Source organism: Pseudoalteromonas sp. T1lg23B (genome assembly GCF_002964665.1).
Lineage (GTDB): Bacteria > Pseudomonadota > Gammaproteobacteria > Enterobacterales > Alteromonadaceae > Pseudoalteromonas.
Genome location: NZ_PQBZ01000042.1, coordinates 684,822 through 707,465 on the forward strand (window position 1 = coordinate 684,822; position 22,644 = coordinate 707,465).

Consider the following 22,644-nt stretch of genomic DNA (forward strand, 5'->3'; position numbering starts at 1 on the left):
CTAAATGTCTTTTAGCTACCAGTATTGTTCAACCGTTATATGGCCCGACTGAGCCCTACGGTGTCTATTGAACCCTTTATTAATTAATAAGTTAGTTGTATCTTTAACCATTTGTGGATTACCACACAACATAAAGTGACTCGATTGCGGTAACGTATCGTAGCCGCAATATTTAGCCAGCTTACCTGACTCCAACAAGTTCGTAATCCTGCCACTTAAGCCAAACTCTGGTTGTTCTCTTGTTACCGCCGGCACATATTGAAACTGCGGGAAGGATTTCTGTACGGCTTTGATTCGATCTTGATAGGTTAAATCTGTATTTTGTCGCACCCCATGTACCAATATTACTCTTTTAAATCTATTCCACAATTCGCCTTGAGCAAGAATTGATAAAAATGGTCCAATAGCAGTCCCAGTACTTAGCATCCATAGTGTGTCCGCATCTGGGAGTTCATCCAAGGTTAAAAAGCCATTTGCCCGTTCCTCAACCATTATCTCGTCTCCTACTTTCAATTGGGCAAGGTGCTCAGACAAACTCCCATCAGGAACTTCTATTAGATAAAACTCTAAAACAGGGTCTTGGGGAGAATTAACGAATGAGTATGCGCGGGCAATTCGCTTGTCGCCAACTTGTAGCGCCAGCTTTGTAAATTGGCCTGCTTTAAAGGGTTGGATATTCGCCGAAATTCTCAAGCTAAATAAACTGGGCGTCCACCAGTTTACTTCCAACACACGCCCGGTTGTCCACTGTGCCATTCTTTAGCCTCCCGCTATGTTATTCTCTGATGATTCATACCGCTAAGTAAACCATGGCAGATAAACGATTAAAGTCAAAGTAAGGCACACCACGGCTTTCCGAGATTATCTGGGAGCGCTTGTTCGCCTTTTCTAGCAGCTATTTGCTTGGGATAAAGATGCAGCGCGTTAATGCTCTTCAAATGCTCTTTCAACGCCTCTTTATAACCTAGTTCAGCTAAAGGGGTAATGTGCTGTTGTAAAAATGCTTCGTCTTTGGCGCTAAGCACTCCTTTTTGCCGACTATCACTAATGATATCCATCCAAGTTAGGTAATCTCGTGACTTGGCGCTGTATTGGCTTATCTCATCTTGGTAAGTAACTCGATATTTGACGTAGCTTTGTGGTTGTTTTGAAGCGAGTGCTGCACCGAGGATATTGCGCGTAATACTGACCCTATGCTGCTGATTATCCATCTTGATGTAGAGTTGATGTGCCTGTTCAAACGACGCTAATGCGTCGTCAAAGCGGTGTAAGGACTGAAGAATATTACCTCTCACCACACTATACCCAGCTTTTACACGCATCGTTAATTGCTCACTATCGATACTATCAATGAGCTGAAATGCCATCGCTGGCTGTTCCAACAAACGAAAAACGATAGCCAGATTAACTTTCAATGTTGCCAATTCTAGATCACTGTCGGCTAAACCTAACGCACACTGATAATGCAGTTTAGCCTGCTCCAATTGGTTGTTATATCTATATGCTACCCCTATTCTGGTCAGCAACTTAAACCGTTTCTCCTCTAAAACGCTCTGAATTTCAGGTGCTTTGAGTGACTCTGTAATGGTAACAAAAGCAGGCCAACTACGCCCATTCATCGCCGCTAGCAGCGCCTCTATGCGTAAAGCAACTTGCATATCTATATTTTGCGCATCCAACTCAGCCAAATACTCTGGATAGAGCTCTAACGCTTGCTGAGGATTATTGGCAGCCAACTGTGTGAAGTTCTCTAATTGGGCAACTGTAACTGGCATCATCAGCCAAGTAGAAACTAAAAACGGTATCAATGTCATAAACTTGACCATAACAAGTCATCATGTAATAAGCATAGTTGAAGATATTAAGCTGGTTACGGTGAAGTTAAGTAAAGTCAGCGAAGTAGCGTAAAAAAAAAGCCGCACTAAGTGCGGCTTTTTGGGTGTGATTCGCTTTGTTTTAGGCGTGTCTCCAAAACTCTGCGATTACGTTACCAAGGAACTTGAGTTTGCAGGTTGTGATAACCTACAAACGAAAATTGTTAAATCGACTCTAACGCGATTTTTACCATCTCATTGAAGGTACTTTGACGCTCTTCAGCAGGTGTAGCTTCACCAGTGATCACATGGTCACTTACTGTGAATAAAGCCATAGCTTTAGCGCCATATTCAGCTGCAACACCGTACATACCAGCGGTTTCCATATCAACAGCCATGATACCAAGCTTGTCTAGCTGCTCATAAAAACTACTGTCTGCTTGATAAAAAGTATCAGTGGTAAATACATTACCTACTTTCGCTTCAATCCCTAATTTACGTGCTGCATTAACACCATTCTCGAGTAAACCGAAATCAGCAATCGCTGCAAAGTCGTAGCCACGAACGCGAGCGCGGTTAACATTTGAATCTGTGCTTGCGCCTTGCGCAAAAATTACATCACGAATTTTGATGTCTTGACTTATACCGCCACAAGTACCGATTCGGATCAGATTTTTTACGCCGTAACTCACAATAAGCTCTCTGGCATAAATAGACATTGAAGGAATACCCATACCCGAGCCCATGATACTTACAGGTTTACCATTGTAAGTGCCTGTAAAACCGAACATATTACGTACACCAGTCACTTGGCGTGCATCTTCTAGAAAATGCTCCGCAATATATTGCGCACGAAGCGGATCGCCTGGCATTAATACTGTTTCGGCAAAATCACCACTGTTTGCACTAATATGAGGTGTGCTCATTGCTTGTTTCCTTTTTTATGCTTTGTTTAGCGAAGAAATAAACCCTTCACCATACTCAAGCGCAGATAAATTAAACCACTGGGCAAGGGTTTGACCTATGTCTGCAAAACTTTGTCTTTCTCCTAACGGAGCATTTACCATACCCGGCGTATAAGCCAATACAGGCACATATTCGCGAGTATGATCAGTACCGGCTGCTGTTGGGTCACACCCGTGGTCGGCTGTGATCATCAGCAGATCATCGCTTTGCAACTTATCTAGTATAGTCGGCAAAAAGGCATCAAACTGAGCCAGTGCTTCTGCATACCCAACGGCATTACGGCGATGACCAAATTTCTCATCAAAATCCACTAAATTAGTGAAAATCAAACTGTGATCGGTGCACTGTCAATCAATTCAGAGGTTTTCTCTAACAAATTCATCAACCCTGGCGCTTTGTGCTTTTGTGTTATGCCTTGGTGCGCATAAATATCGGCAATCTTGCCTACACTGATCACTTCTCCACCATCTGCAGCCAACTTGTCAAGAACGGTTGGCGCCGGTGGCAACACCGAGTAATCACGACGATTACCAGTACGAATAAAGTCGGCACTTGAAGTGCCTATAAACGGCCGCGCAATCACTCTGCCTATATTCATTTCATCAAGCAGTGCCCGTGCGATTTCACATACTTGATAAAGCTTGTCAAGGCCAAACGATTGCTCATGAGCGGCTATTTGAAAAACGCTATCAACCGAGGTGTAACAGATAGGCATGCCTGTTTTTACATGCTCTTCACCCAGTTGTTCTAAAATTGTCGTTCCAGAGGCATAGCAGTTACCTAAAATACCTGGAATGTCAGCTCGCTTACATAATTCATCTATAAACGACTGAGGAAAACAAGGCACCGTATTTGGGAAATATCCCCACTCAAATAGCACCGGCACACCTGCCATTTCCCAATGGCCTGAAGGTGTATCTTTACCGCTTGATAGCTCTTTGGCATAACCCCATGCGGCTTTTGCTGCTTGGCGCTCACTGGTTTCACAGTGCTCTTTACCAGCTGCTTCACACGCATCAAGTAAGCCGAGTCTACTCAAGTTTGGTAACGGTAATGCTTTACCTGTTTCCTTTTTATATGCTTGTAAGAGGTGTGCAAGGGTATTTGCACCAACATCACCAAACTTTTCAGCGTCTGGCGCGGCACCAATGCCTAGGCTATCTGCCATTAAAATAATTGCTCTTGCCATTGTTTACCTCTTATTTACAAGACCTGGGTTTACATTTGTGTAATTATTCAACTTGCGCTCCCATTGATTGCTACTTTATTGTTGCTCCGAATAATCGTACAGGACATAAGTCCGCTGTCATAAAAGCATCATAAAATTCATTATCTGCGTTGAACTTGTTGATTTTGTCCCACAGGACATAAGTCCTGTTTTGTTGTCTGCAAAATCGCTAAATTTGCATCCTAAGCGAAGCAAAAGAGATTAATCGTGTCTTTTTTGCTATTGTGATCTTCCAACGTTAACGACTGCTGGGTGTGAACTTTAGTGACACGAACAATTATAGCTATTGCTGGGGCTTCTGCTTCTGGCAAATCTCTATTTACGCAAACAATATATAACGAATTAATTAATGAGCTCGAATCAGGCGCTATCGCCATTATTGAGGAAGACGCTTATTATAAAGATCAATCGCATTTACCGTTTGAGCATAGAACGCAAACCAACTATGACCATCCAGATGCGTTTGAGCATGACTTGCTGCGCTCTCATTTAGAGCAATTGCGATTGGGTAATCCGGTAGAAGTACCTACCTACGATTATGCCCAACATACTCGCAGCAGCGAAACGCGCACAGTGACTCCTGCTAAAATATTGATTATAGAGGGAATCTTACTGTTAAGCGACCCCGCTTTAAGTGAAGAATTTGATATCAAGGTGTTTATTGATACGCCTTTGGATATTTGTTTACTGCGTAGAATGCAAAGAGACATTGAGCAACGCGGTAGAAGCTTACCGTCTGTGGTTGAACAATATCAAGCAACGGTAAGACCAATGTTTTATCAGTTTATTGAGCCTTCGAAGCACAATGCCGACTTGGTCGTCACCCGTGGCGGTATGAATCGCGTTGCGATTGATATAATTAAAAGTAAAATAAAATATTTACTGCAAGAATAAAACGGGAACTTTAGGGCATGACAACAATAATGAGCTTGGTGGGCATGTTAATGCTACTAAGCGTAGCTTACTGTTTTTCAACAAACCGTAGCGCTATTAATAAACGAACGGTTGGCGTAGCGTTTGCGATGCAAATTGCCATCGGTGGCTTTGTACTGTTTGTTGAAGCGGGTAAAAACGCTTTAGCGAGTATGTCCAGTGCTGTGTCAGCAGTGATAGGCTATGCCAATGATGGCATTGGGTTCTTATTCGGACCGCTGGCAGATAAAAGCTCTCTGGGCTTTATCTTCGCGGTGCAAGTGTTACCCGTTATTGTATTCTTTTCAGCTTTGGTAGCGGTCTTGTACTACCTAGGCATTATGGATTGGATCATTAAAATTTTAGGTGGTGGGCTACAAAAGCTACTTAAAACATCAAAGCCTGAATCGTTATCGGCGACGGCGAATATATTCGTCGGCCAAACTGAAGCACCTTTGATTGTTAAACCGTTTATACCTACGATGACTAAATCGGAGCTATTTGCGGTGATGGTTGGTGGTTTAGCGACGGTAGCAGGTTCTGTTATGGCAGGTTATGTTGCCATAGGTGTAGAGCTTAAGTACCTCATTGCAGCCAGTTTTATGGCGGCACCGGGTGGCTTTTTGATGGCAAAAATGATTGTGCCTGAAACAGAGCAGCCAAAGCAGACCTTGGCGGATGTTAGTGCCGAGGAAGATAAACCAGTTAACGTGATTGATGCAGCCGCAGCGGGTGCCTCAAGCGGTATGCATCTAGCACTGAATGTCGGTGCAATGCTACTGGCCTTCGTCGCGTTAATTGCTTTATTAAATGGCATGTTAGGTGGTATTGGTGCCTGGTTTGATCACCCAACACTGACATTACAAGAAATTTTAGGTTACCTCTTTGCTCCAGTTGCGTGGATGATTGGCGTACCATGGCATGAAGCGGTAACGGCTGGTAGTTTTATCGGCCAAAAGCTAGTAGTTAACGAATTTGTTGCCTACTTAGACTTTATGAATTATCGAGAAGGGTTAAGTGAACATACACAAGCGATTGTCACATTCGCGTTATGTGGCTTTGCTAACCTATCATCGATTGCAATCTTACTAGGCGGACTAGGCGGTATGGCGCCGAGTCGTAGAAAGGATATCGCACGCTTAGGGCTCAGGGCGGTTTTAGCAGGGTCAATGGCTAACCTAATGAGCGCAGCAATTGCAGGGTTTTTCCTCTCGCTAGCTTAGAAACTTAACGAGATTACCTGCCGCATTTGCAAAACAATTGGTTGAATGCCTTAAGGGGTTAAGGCATTCATACTAACTTGAACGATACTTCACCAAAGGGCCGTAAGGCCCTTTTATCGTTTTAAACGCTGACAAAATTCTCCTTATCTAAAACCTCCAGCAATGCTTGTCTAAAGATACGATTTAGATACAATGTACCCAATAAAAGAACTTACAAACTAAACACTCACATTAGTATCAATTTACGAGTTATCAATGACAGTCAGACCGTTTGCCATAGCAATCGCTATATTCTTTTCTCATCTATCCCTCGCCAGTATCGAAAACAACTTTACTATTGGAGAAGATAAATATGTTATCAAGGTCTCTAGCAGTGAAGTCACAACGGCAACGGGACAAGCGCAATTAATAAAATATAGCGTATATGAAAACGGCCAATTTGTTCACAGCAGCGCCGCTGGTGGCCGCTTCTTTAGCTGTCGAAAGGACATGCCAACGCTTAAGCCTGTACAATCAAAACAAGGCACAATTGGTTGGATGATTGTCGGACATGGGATATGTGGTAATACCCTTTCAAACAATATCGAACTCGTTATTCCAGCTAAAAATCTTTGGGGTGGAAAAACGCTCTATTTAAACAAAACTTTTATCGCCAAAGAAACACCTCATCTTGTGCCAACAAAAAATGGTGCCGAAGTGTGGTACCACCAACAAAACTGGGGCAATGGCGGAACGGCAACCAGTATTTTCGTACCAAGAAAGTGGCTGATTTTAAAACGAACGGATGCTTCTTCAATTAGTAAGGGAGATGTCTTTGAGAACATCAACACGTTAGAAATAATGGCTAAGGACAGCTGGCTCAAGCCCAATTTTATTTCCCTATTTGTTGCCGGTATTGAAGATGCAAACCCAGCATTAATGCAATATGCAATCGACAAATACTATGAAAAAGATATGCAGTCTTGGTATGAAGTCTATGTACAAGATGGCAGCTTTGCAGGTGTTAACTCTCTAGTCAAACAGCTAGAAGTTGTACGTTCACTCTACCATAACATGAAATATACCGTATCTTGGGACTTCGACTTATCAACCGTAAAACAGGACGAATAACTCAAAGCGGCTATATATGCGAAAATAACCGAGTATGATCACCATTTTTCAAATTTAACTTGGATGTGAATAATGCAGACCTACTACCTCGAAATGCTGAGTGAACAAGCACTCATTCCTTCATCAATTCCCGAACAGTTGGTGATCAGCGAAGTTGAACTCACTCAGCCAGAGTTTAATCAGTTTCTATACGCTTTTGTAGGAAAACAATGGCAATGGACAGATAAACTGTCTTGGTCAACCGCACAATGGCAAAGTCATATTGAGAGTAATCATATTCGTACTTGGGTCGCCTATGTGCAAGGCGCTATTGCCGGATATTATGAATTGAGTGTGCAAGATAATGGCAACGTAGAAATAGCCTACTTTGGCCTCACGCCCGAGTTTATAGGTAAAGGGTATGGTGGCGCATTACTTAGTCATGCAATCAGCTCGGCATGGTCGTTCCCATCCACTAAACGCCTTTGGGTTCATACCTGTGATTTGGACCATCCTAGCGCACTAAGCAACTACCAACGTAGAGGGTTTGCTATTTATAAAACCGTAACGGAGTGATGACTTCGCATGAAATATTAAAAAAACTAAGTATATTAATCATTGGTTTATCTGTTTTTTAAAGACGGTTTAATTATTTTTAATTAGCGTTTTGAGGTGTTTTTCCTTACAAGGTTTTAAAGCCAACCCATCCAACAAGAGTAAGGATAAAACAATGACTATAGATAAATTAATAAAGCTAAGTGTCATCACGGTAACAATGAGTACAGTGTATGCTGCCAAGGCACAAAATGCGGTCATGTTTGATGACTTTAGCTACAAGACTTTTACACACGCCAAAGAAAATGGCTGGCAAGCACGCACACAAACAGGACATCCCGGTGTACAAGGCGCCAAATGGTGGCAAGAAGGGATCACCTTTCACCCAGATGCACTTGATCACAGCAACACTGTGATGCGCCTAACTTCAAAAACCGATGGTACCGCTCAGAACACTCGTCACACACAAGTGTGTCATAAACGAAAATACCGTGAGGGAACTTACGCGGCTCGAGTGTACTTTAACGACCAGCCACAATATGGCCCAGATGGCGATGGTATCGTCGAAACCTTTTACGCTATCAGTCCGCTAGCCGCACCAATGGACCCAGATTATAGTGAAATGGACTTTGAATACCTTGCCAATGGCGGTTGGGGAAAAGGTGAAAAAACGCTGTTTTCTACTTCATGGGAGACTTTTAAACTCAACCCATTCACACCGGTGAATGAGAACAGCACTATCCAAAATAGCTTACAAGGCTGGAACACTTTACTGCTGCAAGTTGCTGACAATCAGCTACGATATTACGTCAATGGAGAACTATTCGCCGAACACAGCTCAGAAGTTTACCCAGAAGTGGCAATGTCGATTAACTTCAATTTGTGGTTTATTGCAGAACAGCTTTTGCAAAGCAAAGAAATGCGTCAATATTATCAAGACGTAGACTGGGTTTATTTCATCAAAGATACCGAACTTGATATGCAGGCGGTTATGAACAATGTGGCAGAGCTGCGCAAACAGCGCATTACGCAACTCGATACCGTGCCTGATTGGAGTCCAAAGCTGGATGACTATTGCAGCTTGTAACCCGACTAGTTCAAAGAGTAAGGTGATCGGTCGTTAAACCAATCTTCTACGCGAGAAATAAGGTGTGGCTGATCACTATGACGAGCGATAGACTGTGCGTGAACAGCATATTGCTCGGCTTTTATTAGCTCATTTTGTAACCGAGCAATATCGGCTTTAGCAAGTAAGACCCAAATTTGATTTGCAGGTGCACCATTGTCGTCCGCTATGTCCTGAGCTTGTTTAAGATATTGATTTGCTAAAGAAAACTGACCTTGCTCGGCCTTCACTCTGGCCAACTCAATGAGTGCCGCCGTTTGCCCATATTGACCATAGAATGATTGGTGATATTCCAGCGCCTGTGTGATTAATTGTGTGGCTTGCTCAAACTGCCCTTGCAAACGTTTAATCTTTCCCAACTCTTCGTAGGTGTATGCAATGAACAGCTTGTCTTGCTGGTTTTGGGCGAGCTTTTGAGCCTGCTCGATATGAGACTGTGCATCTTGTAATTCTTTTACTCTGGGTTCACCCTGCGGCCAGTTTATGAGTAGATAACCTATCATCAAATGTGCTCGGATCAATTCTCTGGTATTTTCAATGCTGGGAAGTTCGATTGTATGCTGCAAGATAGCAATGGCTTCTCCTTGGCGATCAAGGTTCGCATAACTCGCGGCTAAATAGCGTCTTGCTGCAAGTAAATTTGGCTCTACTTGCAAAGCAGAAGATAGTAGCGGAATTGCTTGTTGATAGGCCTGTTGTAAATACAGCTCAACGCCACGGGCAAATGCTTCATTGCTAAAGTCACTATGCCAGTTTTTCCCAGTCAATTGATACTGTTCAGCGTAACGTTTTGCCAACATAGCGATAAGCTTATCAAAGCTCTGCTCTATGGTCTGGGCAAACTCAACTCCTTTTTCAATGCTATGTTCAAACACCAATGTGTAATGTAATTGATAATCTTGCGGATAACCCGTTATACGCGTAAGTACAATCAAGTTGGCAGCCAGCTTACGCTGTAGCCTGACCAGCATGTCTTCTGTTGGTTGTAATGATGCGGTCGCTTTTGAATATTCAAGGGCATACAAAACCTGATCGTGACCAATTACCTGAAGATCAGAATGATGCTGTAATTGCTGTGATAAATACTCCATTCCTCTTAACGGCACCCACTGATGGATCTCGTCAGGAATGGCATTTTCAACCGGTAAAAAAGCGATATTCAAGTGGGCTTTGTGAGGCGTTGCCACCAAACTGCTAAGCAGTGCTATCACGATTGCACAACATGATGCGAGCACTAACACAGACGCCTTTACACTGACTAGCGGTCTGACGGGAGCAACCCATTGATACCCCGCTTTAGGGAATGTTTTAATAGCGTCTGCGCCAAAAATGTCTCTGAGTTCTTTAATTGATTGAGTTAACACTTGCTCTTGTACAACAACGTCCTGCCAAATAGCCTCTAACAGACGCTGTTTTGACACAATTTGATGATTGTTCAACAATAGTATCTGCAACACTTGTAGCGTTTTAGCTCGTACTCTATGGCACATGCGTGCTTTAGAGATCACACCTAACTTTAGGTCAATCACAAAGCCTAAACTTTTAAATTGTGAGGCACGCCTGAACAGTCCCTTGCTAAAACCCATTGATACTCCAAAGATAGGCAAACAAATTATTACTTTAATAGACTCTCGTTGTCACAACAAGCGCGGCGTAAGCTGTTCAATATGAAGAAAATAGAAGTATTTGTTAAATCACCCTGTAATAACCACTTTAGCTGAACTAATTCATTGCTTATTTGGCCATTCACATTGACAGCTTTGAGTTTGTAAACAAAGCTTAAAGTATTGTTGAAATCAAAATAATACACCATAAAGTACGTAGAACCGCGCCAAAGAGTCTTGTGTTCGGTTTATCATTCTAACAACAATATGCCCGTTCTACGGCTTGCTTTTAAACTATGTAATCACCGTATGCAGACTCCAATGCGCCTGGGCTAATTCACCTAGCCCAGCGGCATAAGCTATGAGGAGTTGTTATGTACGACGCTCTGTTCTCTTTGCTTTTTATGACATTATTATTATTTGGTAGCCCCGGCCCTGCCCCCATTTCTTTACTTGCCTCAGGCGCTAACTTTGGATACAAACGCAATATGCCGTTTCTGGCTGGTATTCTTACGGGTCTATCGCTGGCGATGGTATTGGTTAATCTTGGCCTGTCACAATTGTTAGCACGTTCACCACAGCTTGCGTCGCTGCTATCATTGGCTTGTGTGGGCTATCTGGTGTACTTGGCCTACAGACTGTACTTCCAAGATGCACAACACACAAAAGAAGCTAGCCTGCCTAGTTTTTCGCAAGGTGTATTGCTAAATCTTATCAACCCCAAGGCATATGCTTCTTTAATCACACTGTTTACTCAGTTTGAAATACATACTGAACAAAAAACACAGAGCATTGTTTTGACTGCGCTAATTTGTATTACTTTGGTCAGTATTATTGATGGATTATGGCTGTTGGCTGGTGCAAAACTCGGCAGAATATTCAAAAGCCGCCAGCATATCAAGCGGCTTAATGGATTATGTTCGGTGGCTATTTTAGTTGTAGCCTCGGTACTTATCAGTCACTGATACGTTCTAATGCAGCACCATAGAACCCATCGAATTCGCTGTTTATACCCGGTAACAAGTGTAACTCTTCCACCAGTTTAAATTGCGGGTTGTTGGCTAAGAAAGCCTGTACCTGTTGCTGATTTTCGCTAGGCAGTATCGAGCATGTCGCATACACCACACGACCACCAGGTTTACACATTTGGCTATAGCGCTGCAAAATTTCACTTTGTAGCTCCCGCAACGAATCGATGTTTTGGTTCTTTATATGCCATTTAGCATCGGGGTTGCGACGAAGCACCCCCGTGCCAGAACAAGGCACATCCAGTAACACACGGTCAAACTTATCTTTTAATCGTTTGATTGTTTTGCTGTTTTTAATTACACGAGTTTCAAGCATGTGTACGCCAGAGCGCTTTGCACGCTTTTTAAGGGCGTCCAATTTGTGCTGATGGATATCCATCGACAAAATGTAACCTTTATTTTGCATCAAGGCCGCAATATGAAGACTTTTGCCCCCCGCACCTGCACATGCATCGGCTACCCGTAAACCGGGTTTTAGGTCAAGCAAAGGTGCTATCTGCTGTGAACCTGCATCTTGCATCTCAAACCAGCCTTGTGAAAAAGCCTTGGACTTAAAAAGGTGTCCGTGTTGTGTCACTTCTAAGGCATGCTCAAGCGCCAAAGCTGCTGTAACAATGTTTTCTTCATTCAGTGCGTGTTGTACCTTGTGAGTCTCTGCTTTTAGCGTATTAACTCGCAGATAAGCCTTGGCTGGCATATTCAACCCTTGAGCCACATTTGGCCATTGCTCCGCCAGCTCTCGCTCAGCGCGCTGCCAAAGCCAATCAGGGTAACTGCTCAGCTGAGCATCACTGGCTTTAGCAAGATTTTCTTCTAGGTGTTGCAAACTAAGCCCATCCAATTCAGGCCATTGCGGTAGGCTTCCCCCATCAAGCAACTTATAGGCACCCCACATATGCCAAATTGAAGTTGGCTGCACCTCGTCACTACCACTCAGGGCAAATGCCAATTTGCGCCACCAGCGAATAATATCGTATGTCTGCGTTACAAAAACGTGCCGTGTTGAAAGATCCCAATATGGCTGCTCAGCAAGCGATCTTTCTATCACTTTGTCTGCATATTGTTCGGTAAACATAATTTGCTCAAGAGCAATAATTTGCGTTTCTACACATTGGCGTTCTGCAAACACAGGTGACCTCATATTCAGGGGGAATTATAGCCGCGAATTGTAACTGCTTTTACGCGTAACAGCGAGAAAATCTGGTGTATTAAAAAGGAGGGATAGAACGACTTACTGCTTGCTCATGTGTGCTATTTAAAAGCCATATAAAAGCCATTACCATTGAAAAAAACCACTTTGCTTACAATTAATTACATCTATTTCATTGTAACAAACCACCATCAGTTTAAAATACTAAATAATCCGGCGTGTATTGCATACATAGTGACTTTGTTTGTATCTAAGTCAACTAGGTCGATATTTTTTAAGCCCAAACCAACCAATAATTAAGTTAAACTAGCCTACTCTACGTTTAACGCAAAGCCGATAGTGACACACTATCGGCTTTTTACTGTTGCCCAATACTAATGATTACTCAGCGTTTTTGACAAACTTCCAAGGCTGTGATGAATCCGGCACATCGCCTTTTGTCCACCACTTGGCTTCGTAAATCGCGCCTTTATAACTCGCCTGATCGCCTCCTACATAGACTTTATTGGCATCCCAAGCAGGCACACCGCCTACAGGAGGTTCATCAACGGGCGGCTCTAGACTGTCTACGACACGAACTTGAGGCCAACTGGCGTGAGATTTATAAAAGTTAGTGACACACTTTTCATAATCTCCAGGTACGAGCGCCGAATAAGCGGTTTGATAACCCACTAATTTACATTCAAATGAGTAACCACCTGGTCTGTCTGAATAGTAAGCCCAATCACCTTCCCAGTTGGTGTAAAGCACATCGGTCGCACCGTTTAGGTTTAGACTACCGTATGGCGTTTGTTGCCAGCAGGTGTTTTCTTCATCGCTCTCAATTGGCACATTGTAGTGGTGCGATAAGCCTTCCCAGTAGCGGATCCGATTAACAGGTTGACCTTTGTTTTTGTTCTGTTCACCACATTCAATACCACCATTGATGACGTTAATTGTCGTACCAAAACCATAACCAATCCCTGCTTCTAACTCGCGTTGCGATGGTTCCCAAGTGCGGTCAATCACATGCAACATAGCTGGTTTTGGCGCTTGAGGGGTCAAGAAGAACCATATCGCTGAGGCCAAGTTGAGCCATGAGTCTGCCACAAGTCCTGGGTTATTCAGCAATACTGTCGCATCGCCATCAAACATAACTTCGGAAAATGCTCCGTAGTTGAAGTGATAAGATAACTGTTTTGCGCCGCGGCCAAAGTACCCTTGCCCACTTGCACATGGCCAACGTCGATTTTGCCAGTCGTTCTGACCACAACCTGTGGTATATCCCGGCTGTCCCTCTGACCAGCCCATCTCACGAACGTGAACAAGTGCTTGTTGCCATTCCTCTAATCCCTGCGGGTTGTCAGACACATTATCCTTAGCAATATGGCCGCCAGTTTCTTGTGAAAAATGTGCAAATGCAGTCACTATGGATTTTTTACAGATAGCATCGGCATCACGACCATCGGTATAATCACCGCAAAAGGCAGGAAATTTTCCAATAGCACGTAAAAAGCGTGTGTAGGTGTATTCAGGCGCAGCCATCTGCGTCAAGAAATTCCATTGTGCTTTTGGAAATACTCTTTCAACGCGTTTTACATTGTCAGGGTTCGAACTAAGACCCGGTGAAATCGCCTCTACAATAGCATTGTCGCGTGTTTCTAGGGCTTTGGCCCAATTAGCATACATAGGATCGCTCGTTTTGTTTTTCGCGATCTCATTTAACTCTGCTTTTGAAACTAAATAGCCACCAGGGTTTTGTGGATCGGGTTCAATCGTCATCGCACCCGCTGCAGATATTGCCGCCAAGTTTAGTGCAACCACCAAGGGAGTGAGTTTGTACATGTTATTCTTCCTTCCTTTACGTTGTATCAAGCGTGAAACATAAAATTCACACGATTAACTCACAGTATTAATTAGATGACATCGCTGTCAATTACTTTATGTAAAGGATTGTAACAATCTCCTGTGTATATTTTTCAACCTAACCACTGTCTTTCATTGCTAATTAATTAATAACAAAGTAAAAAACCGTACTGAAAAAAATTTCTGTGTACCTGCTTTTTCATAAAGATTTATTATTAAATTCACAGTAAGGTAAGAGGGTTTAAAACAAGCAGGTATCTAAAATGGTCATTACTGAATTACGCCCAGAGCATCATCAAGCAGTCATCAAACTGGCCAATCAAGTGCATGGAGACAACTATCTTGATGCGTCAGGTCTTGAAAAAATGGTGGCAATGGGGACTAAGTTCGATATTAACGCTTGCTTTGTGGCATTGGATGAGCAAGGGCAGTTGCTAGGTTTTCGAACCAGTTATGCCGCGCAGCAGTGGCCGATTGATAAATGGTGTACACCCAAAAGCTGGCCAGTATTGCCCTCACAAATGGCTTACTTCAAGTGCATAGCCGTCGCGCCCGAGGCGCAAGGCCAAGGTATTGGCCCAAAGTTACTCCATGAATCCATCGTAGCCCTGAGACAACAAGGCGCCCTCGCTGGTATCGCTCATCTATGGATGCAAAGCCCAGGTAATGGTGCGGTAAAATACTTCACTAAAGCTGGTGGGAAGCTGCTCAAAGTCCATGACGACCGCTGGCTTGAAAACTGTATCAATGACGGCTATGTGTGTACTTTATGTGGTAATGAGTGTCACTGCCAAGCCGCTGAAATGGTTTTAATGTTTTAACTAATAATGAATAAGAATTTTATGAGCAACACTCTTTACGACCCGCTTACACACCCACATTGCCAAGCTTCTGGTTATGCGCCAAGCTATTGGGCCAGTACTATAGATTTACCTAGCGCGAATAATGCACCCACGAGCAATCAACATTTTGATGTTGCTATTATTGGTGGCGGTTTCAGTGGCCTTTTGACGGCGTACTATCTGGCACATGAACAGGGTATCAGTTGCTGCGTCTTAGAAGCCAATCAGGTGGGCTTCGGCGCGAGTGGCCGTAACGCTGGGTTTGTACTCAAAGGTTCTGGTCGCCTCAGCTATCCACAAATGGCTAAAAAATGGGGAATGGAAACCTGTAAAGGCATTTATGATGAATTTAGTGCTGCGGTTAATCGCGTCGAGTCACTTATCGGTGAACATAATATACAGTGCCAAATGCAGGATAAGGGCTATTTGAAAATTGCCCATAACCAAAAGGCTATGCAGGGATTGCGTGCTCAAGCAGAGTTTTTACAGCATTTGGGAGGCGATGCTCAGTTCTTAACCAGTGCGGAACTCGAACAAGAGTATATGCTTAATCAGCAGGCCTATGGGGCAATGAGACTGCCTGATGGATTTGGCATCAACCCTTTAAAACTGTTACTAGGCTATCGCGAGATGGCAATAAAAGCCGGTGTAACACTGTTTGAGAATTCGCTGGTTGAACACGTCGAAGCAAAAAACAATCGCCATCATCTGCGCATCAAAGATACCACCATCACGGCAAACACCGTGGTTTATACTGGGAATGCGTACAACAGCAAACAGTCGCATCCATTTATCAATAATCGATATTTACCCATTTTAAGCAGCATTTTGGTCACCCGACCTTTGAGTCAGCAAGAGCTTGAACAGACCGGATTGAGAACCCATCAGGTGACCATGGATACCCGCACTCTCAAGTATTACTACCGTTTGCTACCAGACAACCGCATCTTGTTTGGTGGCCGCGGTGCTGTTTTCGCTAAAGATCAGCACTCAGAGGTGTATCTTAATAACCTCAAACAAGGCTTAACCGCTTGTTTCCCTTCCCTAGCCAACATTCAGCATGACTATTACTGGAATGGCTTTATCGCCGCTGCACTTGATGACATGCCTCATGTGTGTCTCAAAGAAAATGTCGGTTATATTCTAGGGTATTGTGGCGCGGGTGTGTCTTTTAGTGCTCAAGCAGCCTATCGACTAGCTCAGCTGATTGCCAAGCAACCCGTCCCAGAATTACCGCTTTACCAAACCCCTTTACCGTATCTGCCTTTCCCTCGATTTAGGCGATTTGGACAACTGGCCTACTACCAATATGCTCATTTCAAAGATCGATTTGGATAACAGGTCTAAGCCATTACAACTACCGATATGCTTGATAGATAGCGAGAACACACAATGCTTTCGGTATCTATCAACTGATATAATACTATCCTCTTAATTTAGATCTATTTACCTCATTCACATACATTAGTACTTGCAACAATTCAATTTACCTGTTTAATTATTGTGGACAAAAATAAATTAGGGATATTTCATGAAACATTCTTCTTTCGCTGTGTACAGTTTATTAAGCGCTTCGGCATTACTCACAACGTCAGCTTTTGCTGCACCAAATGCCACTAATGAGTGCGATTTTATCGTACCTTCATCACAGTATTTAATTGACGGTATCGCAATGAACGTCTCTGCTGGAGATACAATTTGTCTAGCAAAAGGAGAGCGTGGCCCAATTAAAATTACTAACTTGATTGGCAGTGAATCGCAACCAGTGCAAATTCGAAATCAAGATGGTGTCGTTACCACTAACCCGTATGAATACAGCATCGCTATTGAGCGCTCTCAGTGGGTTCGCTTAACATCTGTCTCCGACAGTGAAGCAGTCCCATTTGGTATTCGCTTAGGAGGCACGCTGAGTGTAGGTAATCTAACCGAGCAAATCGAGGTTGATCACATTGAAATATACCGTGCAAGATTTGCTGGGATGCTCATTAAAACAGACCCCAACTGTGACTCGGCAACATGGGCTGAAAACTTCACCATGAATGGCATTAGCATTCACGATAACTACGTGCATCACACAGAAGAAGGCGAAGGCATGTATGTGGGCTATACGGGTAGAAGCAGAACCTTAACTTGTAATGGCGAAAAAACCACGGTCTATCCCCATAAATTAGAGAATGTTCGTATATATAACAACAAACTAGAATATACAGCAGCGGATGGCATTCAGTTAAATTCCGTGTTAGGAAATGCCAAAATCACTGGTAATAAAATCTACCGTACCGGTGTTAGCCCGTTTGCCCCTGTATGGCAAAACACGGGGATTCAAGTTGGTGGAGATGATGTGGAGATCAGTAACAACCTAATCTACCGCAGTGGTGGTAACGGGATGGTCTTGGATGGTGACAACCTAAGAGTACTTAACAACAATGTGATATATGCCGGTGAAAATGGTATTTTTGCCCGTAATGCTGCACAACAAAACGCTCAAATAAGTGGTGGGTTGCCTCATGTTTATAAAAACAACCTGTTGGTACAACCGGTTACTTATGGCATCAAGCTATATGCAACCAATACCTCAGCGCCACACATTATCACCGACAACACCATTGAGGATGATGGCTCATTAGACGCAGCCAGCCGCCCAATGACGTTCTCTTTCTTAAATGACCAAGTGGTTAGAGAAGTCCACAATAACCATCATTATATCGTCCAGCAGGCCGACCAATAATCTGTGTAACACCGTGGCACTAAATCGCCACGGTGTTTTATGTCGACCTCTAGAGCGAAGCGTCCGTTGCTAACTTTGCCAGTTCATCTTTTAGGTGCTTTTTGTGATATTCACCTTTAACTTGCGTTAGAGCCATTGATAGCACTTGTTGCGCGGCCACTTTATCACCACTCTGTGCTAGCGCTTGTGCCCAATAACCGTAAATAAATCCTGAATTTGGAAACTGTTGTGCGTTCGCTTCAAGTAGTAACGCAGCTAAATTAGGCTGTGTTTCGATAACTTCCAACGCTAGATCTGTCAAAGCAAACCTATCTAATTGTAAAACCTTAAAAAGTTCCGCTAACTTTGTCAAATAAAGCTGTTTTTGCGCATCATTATAGGTCTGGTGTGTACCGACGCTTTCAAGGAAACCAAATAGTTTCTGGATGTCTTTTTGTCTTTGTTGTTTTGTTGCTTGCCAACGAGTTTCAACTTGCTGCTTGGCAAGCGACACAGCCTCTGCAAGCGCCTGCTCCGCCTTAACTTTAACATGAGGTTCAACCCCCGTTGTTTCCCAGTTAGTTTTGGTGATTGGATTAATAGCAGTGCCAGTGGCAATAAATGCACTGAATACATCATTGATTGTAAACATACCACCAGGGTTGGCCGCGCCACCAGTATGCTCACCCACCAAGGTTGCGCGCTTGCGCGTTCGCATGTTGTAGCTAAATTCTTCGGCAGCTGAAAATGTTCGCTTACTGGTTAGAACATAAAGGGGTATATCAGTAAGCTTATTGCCCCCCACTTCACGCAGCACATAAAAATCTTGTGTTTCATTGCCTTGGCGATAATAGAGGCTATTCAGTAATAGCTCATCGGCAAAAAAGTAACTACATAGATACTGTACGGTATAGGGTGAACCTCCACCATTTTTACGCACATCGATGATCAATGCTTGTGCAGATGATAGCAATGTCAGTGCCGCATCCAAATAAGGCTTGGCATCCTCTAACACGTTAAAACCATTTAGTTCTAAGTAGCCAATGTTGTCCTCTAACATACTGGCTTCAATCACACCTTGAGACCCCTCTCCCAGTGGTGCAGGCGTCAATAATTGTTGTTGTAACCCTGCCTTTGCGCCTACTTTAGCGTCTGTTTTTGGGTTTATTCGCACTCTTAAATGGCGGTCTTTTGCATGTTGCTGTAGCCACTCAGTCAGTGCTTGCGCAAAACTTTCTGGGTTTTGGTATTGAGCAAATCCACCTGTATCAAACTCGCTTTGCAGTTTAGCTGACACATTTTTAGCAACATCGACAAACACATATTCATCTACTAACAAAGAAGAGAGTTTGGCGATTGTTTGTTGCTTGGTTTGCTCAGAAAGGTCGGTAGCATATGACACACTACTAAGCAGGCCGCTCAGCACTATGCCACTTAAAATATGAGTTAAGCTTCGTTTCATGGTCACTTATCCTAAAGTTACGGTCAAAGCTAAACATATCGAAAAAAAACGCTGAAAAATTGTATAAAAGTAAAGGCCCACTAATGTATTGTTCGTGTGTTAAATCCATTTACTTAGCTCTAAATATAAAAGCCAAATGAAGTGGATATTGAAACACACGAGCAGCCTTACTCTAATTGAAATTTAAACTTAACTATTTGTTTTTATTCCTTTGAAAAACAACCAAAGTCCAAATAGCAGCTCAAATAACGCCCCTGGATACATTGCATATTGTAACTCCTTAGGTGCATCAACCATAGCCACATTGACCACACCGTAAACAATCATAGTGCTGTAGGTGACCATACCCCAAATAGCTAATGCTTTTGGCACATAATTAGACTTGTAAAATAAGTAGCAGTAGATGACAGCACCCACCCCCATCACAGGAAGAAGTATATAATAAGCAACGCCGCTTGATTTGATGAACAAAATTGCAAGCGCTCTGAGTTGCTCGATATTAAAGGCAGCTAAGTAATCCGCATTGCTTAAAATCACCAAAGGCATGATATAAAAAATCAGGGTAACAAAGCCTAGAATTGCTTCAGCGGACCTAAATGCAAATCCCATCAATGCCATCCCTTTATTGACCGGTTTTAGAACCTTATAAAGCCCCCAAGACAACATCAACACCAATGTATACATTACAAAATCAGCAGCGATGGCAAACCTAAAAGCTTGTTCAAACTCGCCCATCGCTTGTATCGGATCCTCTGCACGAAAAATCACACGTTTATCGAACATGACTCTTGGTAAAAAGCCAAATAAAATAACCAGTGAATAAAAAATCCCCGTTATTTTGACATAGTTTAGATTAGTACTCTGTGCATTCTGCGCGTTCATATTATACCTCTTAAATATCGATAATTTGATGCGTGCAGTGTGCGAATTTTTAAGTATCGAGTCGTCGTAATGGGCCTATTCGAACGAATTAATTCAATATTTTTTCGTCACTTATGCTTTTTTGTTGTTTTTTAAATACGGAGGGCGTTAAACCTGTCTGCTTTTTAAATGCGGTGTTAAACGTTGATTTAGAATTAAAACCAACTTCATATGCGATAGTAGACACTAACTTATCGGTTGTCAGCAACAGCGTTTTTGCCAACTCTATACGATAGCTGTTTACGAAATGGAAAAAGTTCATGTGTAAGAACTGCGACAGGGTTTCTGAAATATGGTTCTCACTAATGTTCACTGCGTTAGAAAGTTTATTAAGTGACAGTTCTTCTTCCATAAATATTTGATTTTCAAGCATAACATTTTTTAAATCAGCCGCAATTTGCGCCATTCTTTGTTCGCTTAACATTGTACTTCTAGTATTGCTTTGTTGTGGCTTACCTTTTTCTGAATCATCTAATACAGATTGTTTTAGCGCTAAATGTGCAAAGGCCACCAGCACCAGCGCTTCAAATAGTGGCAACACAACGCCTGTACCAAACCAGCGCCACCCGAAAAATACCATGACGTATTCTACTGAATACATAAACCACGCAACCCCCCACAGGATCAACACCACTCTAAACCACCCCATAGATTGACGTTCTATGGATGAAAATTTCTCCATCAGTTGTTGGCAATGGCGACGGTGAAGCTTTAAGGTCGCGGCCAAATATAAGCCTGTAAAAATAACAAAGACCAGCATGGTGCCTACGCACATCAATATGCCTAATTTATAGTGTTCTGGGTTGCGTGTGAGAGGGTCAGCAAGTGCAAGTTTTTCCGCTGAACTTAGACCAAAAACGAAAGGTAACATAGGTAGAATTGCTAGCAATGGTCCCGTTAAGGCTATCAGGTAGGTTCGTTGCGATGGGGCCTTGTTTGGTGACATACAGGCGTAAGCATACAAGTATAACGCTGGGCCCAATAACATCCTGATGGGTAACTGTGCACCAACCAATGAGGGCGCATATTGATAGGCACCTGAATAGAAAAAAAGCTCGCCTAGAATATTTAACATCAACAGCGATAACAGTGCACCTAAAAAGATAGTTGGCTTTTGCTTCTCTCTGGTGCATATATCTACCAAGGCCAGTGCAGTGGCCCCTAACATACTCGAATAGATAACCGTTTGTACAACATCAATGTTCATTTATTCCATAACCTATTGTTATAAAAACTTATATTTATAAATAACTGTAGTGCGCCGTCGATAAATACAACCGTCCACGGCCTCATAAGTCGTCAGTCAGTTTGGATAGCAGGGCTAGTGGGTGGGCTGTATGAGCCACCAAAACGCTTGGCTATCTGAGTGATTGTTGCTACGTCGAAGTTAGCATCGCTAAAAAATGCTTTGGGGGTATTGCCAAATACCCCTTTGAATTCTCTAATTAAATGCGCTTGGTCGTAAAATCCCGCAGCGATTGCACTGTGCGTCATCGATGGCAGTTTACCTGAGTGTTCCAACATCAAAAAGTGATTAAGACGCCAAATTTGGCTCAATTCCTTAGACAGCAATCCGCAGTGTGCCAAAAAGTGCTTGCGAATGGTTACTTTACTCAATGAAAAGTTGTCACAAAGCGCGTGAACTTGGATATTTCCCATATTCCTCAGAATGTAATTAGACTCAGCCCTGAATAATGCCGGGACGACAAAATTTGCTTTGATCAGTAGGTTTTCTATCAGCCAAGTTTGGGCAAGTTCGGCACATACTGCCAACAGCATATTTGCTGTTTGTGCTTTGTTTTCACTGAGTATATCAACTATTTGATTGGCAAGCCCACTGCCGCCAAAATTGCTGGTAATACTGTGTATTGAATTTTTTATTTCTACCGCGCTAAATTGAGGAAATGGTAAAAGCGCAAATGGCTTTAAGCGAATAGTGAACACCCAACAAGGTTGTTCCGCTATCAGTTGATACTGGCGAGTGTGTTGGCCCACCAGCCACATTGATGGCAACAGCAGTTGTTTGTCTGCACCGTAAATGAGCGCGTGTGTATTTATAAGAATATCAAATACACCTTGTGGCACACTCCTTTTAATACCGCGCACTTGCTCTAAGCAAAAGCACTCCACGTAGTCGATTAACCTTGGGGTAGGCAAACATTCTATTTTCAC

Annotated in this window: 19 protein-coding genes and 1 pseudogene; 9 read left to right on the forward strand and 11 right to left on the reverse strand. The window is 42.9% G+C overall.

The window, feature by feature from the left end; all coding sequences use genetic code 11:
* Positions 1-15 precede the first annotated feature (15 nt).
* The 4 genes and pseudogenes from C2M32_RS19485 to C2M32_RS19500 all read right to left on the reverse strand — a co-directional run bounded on the left by C2M32_RS19485 (position 16) and on the right by C2M32_RS19500 (position 3,969).
* Complete coding sequence (locus tag C2M32_RS19485; RefSeq protein WP_105169965.1) at positions 16-756, reverse strand: ferredoxin--NADP reductase; 741 nt, start codon at positions 754-756, stop codon at positions 16-18.
* Between the two features lie 74 nt (positions 757-830).
* Positions 831-1,814 carry a hypothetical protein gene (locus C2M32_RS19490; RefSeq protein WP_158678285.1) on the reverse strand — a complete coding sequence of 328 codons (984 nt, stop codon included), beginning with the start codon at positions 1,812-1,814 and terminating at the stop codon, positions 831-833.
* Between the two features lie 224 nt (positions 1,815-2,038).
* Positions 2,039-2,740 carry a purine-nucleoside phosphorylase gene (deoD, locus tag C2M32_RS19495; RefSeq protein ID WP_070983555.1) on the reverse strand — a complete coding sequence of 234 codons (702 nt, stop codon included), beginning with the start codon at positions 2,738-2,740 and terminating at the stop codon, positions 2,039-2,041.
* A gap of 15 nt (positions 2,741-2,755) precedes the next feature.
* Positions 2,756-3,969, reverse strand: a pseudogene (locus C2M32_RS19500) (phosphopentomutase).
* A gap of 303 nt (positions 3,970-4,272) precedes the next feature.
* Here C2M32_RS19500 and udk point away from each other — a divergent pair.
* The 5 genes from udk (at position 4,273) to C2M32_RS19525 (ending at position 8,874) form a co-directional block, all read left to right on the forward strand.
* A complete protein-coding gene (gene udk / locus C2M32_RS19505) occupies positions 4,273-4,902 on the forward strand; it encodes a uridine kinase (protein ID WP_105169967.1) in 630 nt (209 codons plus the stop codon).
* 17 nt (positions 4,903-4,919) lie between these two features.
* Complete coding sequence (locus C2M32_RS19510; RefSeq protein ID WP_105169968.1) at positions 4,920-6,143, forward strand: NupC/NupG family nucleoside CNT transporter; 1,224 nt, start codon at positions 4,920-4,922, stop codon at positions 6,141-6,143.
* Positions 6,144-6,398: 255 nt separating this feature from the next.
* On the forward strand, positions 6,399-7,253 hold the full coding sequence (locus tag C2M32_RS19515; protein WP_105169969.1) for a hypothetical protein: 855 nt from the start codon (positions 6,399-6,401) through the stop codon (positions 7,251-7,253).
* A 72-nt stretch (positions 7,254-7,325) separates the two neighbouring features.
* Positions 7,326-7,808: a GNAT family N-acetyltransferase gene (locus C2M32_RS19520; protein ID WP_105169970.1), complete on the forward strand. Its 483-nt coding sequence runs from the start codon at positions 7,326-7,328 to the stop codon at positions 7,806-7,808.
* Between the two features lie 154 nt (positions 7,809-7,962).
* Complete coding sequence (locus C2M32_RS19525; protein WP_234401362.1) at positions 7,963-8,874, forward strand: glycoside hydrolase family 16 protein; 912 nt, start codon at positions 7,963-7,965, stop codon at positions 8,872-8,874.
* Positions 8,875-8,879: 5 nt separating this feature from the next.
* Here C2M32_RS19525 and C2M32_RS19530 read toward each other — a convergent pair whose 3' ends face one another.
* Positions 8,880-10,499, reverse strand: a complete 1,620-nt coding sequence (locus tag C2M32_RS19530; protein WP_105169971.1) for a tetratricopeptide repeat protein — start codon at positions 10,497-10,499, stop codon at positions 8,880-8,882.
* Positions 10,500-10,891: 392 nt separating this feature from the next.
* Between C2M32_RS19530 and C2M32_RS19540 the strand changes: the two genes are divergently transcribed.
* Entirely contained in the window at positions 10,892-11,482 is a 591-nt protein-coding gene (locus tag C2M32_RS19540) for a LysE family translocator (RefSeq protein WP_105169973.1), read from the forward strand.
* Here C2M32_RS19540 and C2M32_RS19545 read toward each other — a convergent pair.
* Entirely contained in the window at positions 11,472-12,674 is a 1,203-nt protein-coding gene (locus tag C2M32_RS19545; protein ID WP_234401363.1) for an RsmB/NOP family class I SAM-dependent RNA methyltransferase, read from the reverse strand. The genes C2M32_RS19540 and C2M32_RS19545 overlap by 11 nt on opposite strands.
* A 402-nt stretch (positions 12,675-13,076) precedes the next feature.
* Entirely contained in the window at positions 13,077-14,519 is a 1,443-nt protein-coding gene (locus tag C2M32_RS19550) for a chitinase (RefSeq protein ID WP_105169974.1), read from the reverse strand.
* 284 nt (positions 14,520-14,803) lie between these two features.
* Between C2M32_RS19550 and C2M32_RS19555 the strand changes: the two genes are divergently transcribed.
* The 3 genes from C2M32_RS19555 to C2M32_RS19565 all read left to right on the forward strand — a co-directional run bounded on the left by C2M32_RS19555 (position 14,804) and on the right by C2M32_RS19565 (position 18,110).
* Entirely contained in the window at positions 14,804-15,361 is a 558-nt protein-coding gene (locus C2M32_RS19555; protein WP_105169975.1) for a GNAT family N-acetyltransferase, read from the forward strand.
* A gap of 21 nt (positions 15,362-15,382) precedes the next feature.
* Positions 15,383-16,720: an NAD(P)/FAD-dependent oxidoreductase gene (locus C2M32_RS19560; RefSeq protein ID WP_105169976.1), complete on the forward strand. Its 1,338-nt coding sequence runs from the start codon at positions 15,383-15,385 to the stop codon at positions 16,718-16,720.
* A gap of 193 nt (positions 16,721-16,913) precedes the next feature.
* Entirely contained in the window at positions 16,914-18,110 is a 1,197-nt protein-coding gene (locus tag C2M32_RS19565; RefSeq protein ID WP_105169977.1) for a right-handed parallel beta-helix repeat-containing protein, read from the forward strand.
* A gap of 49 nt (positions 18,111-18,159) precedes the next feature.
* On the opposite strand, the gene C2M32_RS19570 is transcribed toward C2M32_RS19565, so the two are convergent.
* The 4 genes from C2M32_RS19570 to C2M32_RS19585 form a co-directional block, all read right to left on the reverse strand.
* The gene (locus tag C2M32_RS19570) at positions 18,160-19,551 is read right to left on the reverse strand and encodes a S41 family peptidase (RefSeq protein WP_105169978.1); all 1,392 of its coding nucleotides are present in this window, start codon (positions 19,549-19,551) and stop codon (positions 18,160-18,162) included.
* A 189-nt stretch (positions 19,552-19,740) separates the two neighbouring features.
* The gene (locus tag C2M32_RS19575) at positions 19,741-20,433 is read right to left on the reverse strand and encodes a DUF4386 domain-containing protein (protein WP_105169979.1); all 693 of its coding nucleotides are present in this window, start codon (positions 20,431-20,433) and stop codon (positions 19,741-19,743) included.
* A gap of 88 nt (positions 20,434-20,521) precedes the next feature.
* Positions 20,522-21,679, reverse strand: a complete 1,158-nt coding sequence (locus C2M32_RS19580; protein WP_105169980.1) for a helix-turn-helix domain-containing protein — start codon at positions 21,677-21,679, stop codon at positions 20,522-20,524.
* 92 nt (positions 21,680-21,771) lie between these two features.
* Positions 21,772-22,644: an AraC family transcriptional regulator gene (locus C2M32_RS19585; RefSeq protein WP_325047884.1), complete on the reverse strand. Its 873-nt coding sequence runs from the start codon at positions 22,642-22,644 to the stop codon at positions 21,772-21,774.

Excerpts from the sequence above, each read along its gene's own strand:
- deoD (WP_070983555.1), bottom strand. The coding sequence starts at position 2,740 with ATGAGCACACCTCATATTAGTGCAAACAGTGGTGATTTTGCCGAAACA.
- C2M32_RS19525 (WP_234401362.1), top strand. The coding sequence starts at position 7,963 with ATGACTATAGATAAATTAATAAAGCTAAGTGTCATCACGGTAACAATG.
- C2M32_RS19580 (WP_105169980.1), bottom strand. The coding sequence starts at position 21,679 with ATGAACATTGATGTTGTACAAACGGTTATCTATTCGAGTATGTTAGGG.
- C2M32_RS19555 (WP_105169975.1), top strand. The coding sequence starts at position 14,804 with ATGGTCATTACTGAATTACGCCCAGAGCATCATCAAGCAGTCATCAAA.
- C2M32_RS19565 (WP_105169977.1), top strand. The coding sequence starts at position 16,914 with ATGAAACATTCTTCTTTCGCTGTGTACAGTTTATTAAGCGCTTCGGCA.
- C2M32_RS19510 (WP_105169968.1), top strand. The coding sequence starts at position 4,920 with ATGACAACAATAATGAGCTTGGTGGGCATGTTAATGCTACTAAGCGTA.
- C2M32_RS19550 (WP_105169974.1), bottom strand. The coding sequence starts at position 14,519 with ATGTACAAACTCACTCCCTTGGTGGTTGCACTAAACTTGGCGGCAATA.
- C2M32_RS19540 (WP_105169973.1), top strand. The coding sequence starts at position 10,892 with ATGTACGACGCTCTGTTCTCTTTGCTTTTTATGACATTATTATTATTT.
- C2M32_RS19575 (WP_105169979.1), bottom strand. The coding sequence starts at position 20,433 with ATGAACGCGCAGAATGCACAGAGTACTAATCTAAACTATGTCAAAATA.
- C2M32_RS19560 (WP_105169976.1), top strand. The coding sequence starts at position 15,383 with ATGAGCAACACTCTTTACGACCCGCTTACACACCCACATTGCCAAGCT.
- C2M32_RS19520 (WP_105169970.1), top strand. The coding sequence starts at position 7,326 with ATGCAGACCTACTACCTCGAAATGCTGAGTGAACAAGCACTCATTCCT.
- C2M32_RS19530 (WP_105169971.1), bottom strand. The coding sequence starts at position 10,499 with ATGGGTTTTAGCAAGGGACTGTTCAGGCGTGCCTCACAATTTAAAAGT.
- C2M32_RS19570 (WP_105169978.1), bottom strand. The coding sequence starts at position 19,551 with ATGAAACGAAGCTTAACTCATATTTTAAGTGGCATAGTGCTGAGCGGC.
- C2M32_RS19485 (WP_105169965.1), bottom strand. The coding sequence starts at position 756 with ATGGCACAGTGGACAACCGGGCGTGTGTTGGAAGTAAACTGGTGGACG.
- C2M32_RS19515 (WP_105169969.1), top strand. The coding sequence starts at position 6,399 with ATGACAGTCAGACCGTTTGCCATAGCAATCGCTATATTCTTTTCTCAT.
- C2M32_RS19490 (WP_158678285.1), bottom strand. The coding sequence starts at position 1,814 with ATGACATTGATACCGTTTTTAGTTTCTACTTGGCTGATGATGCCAGTT.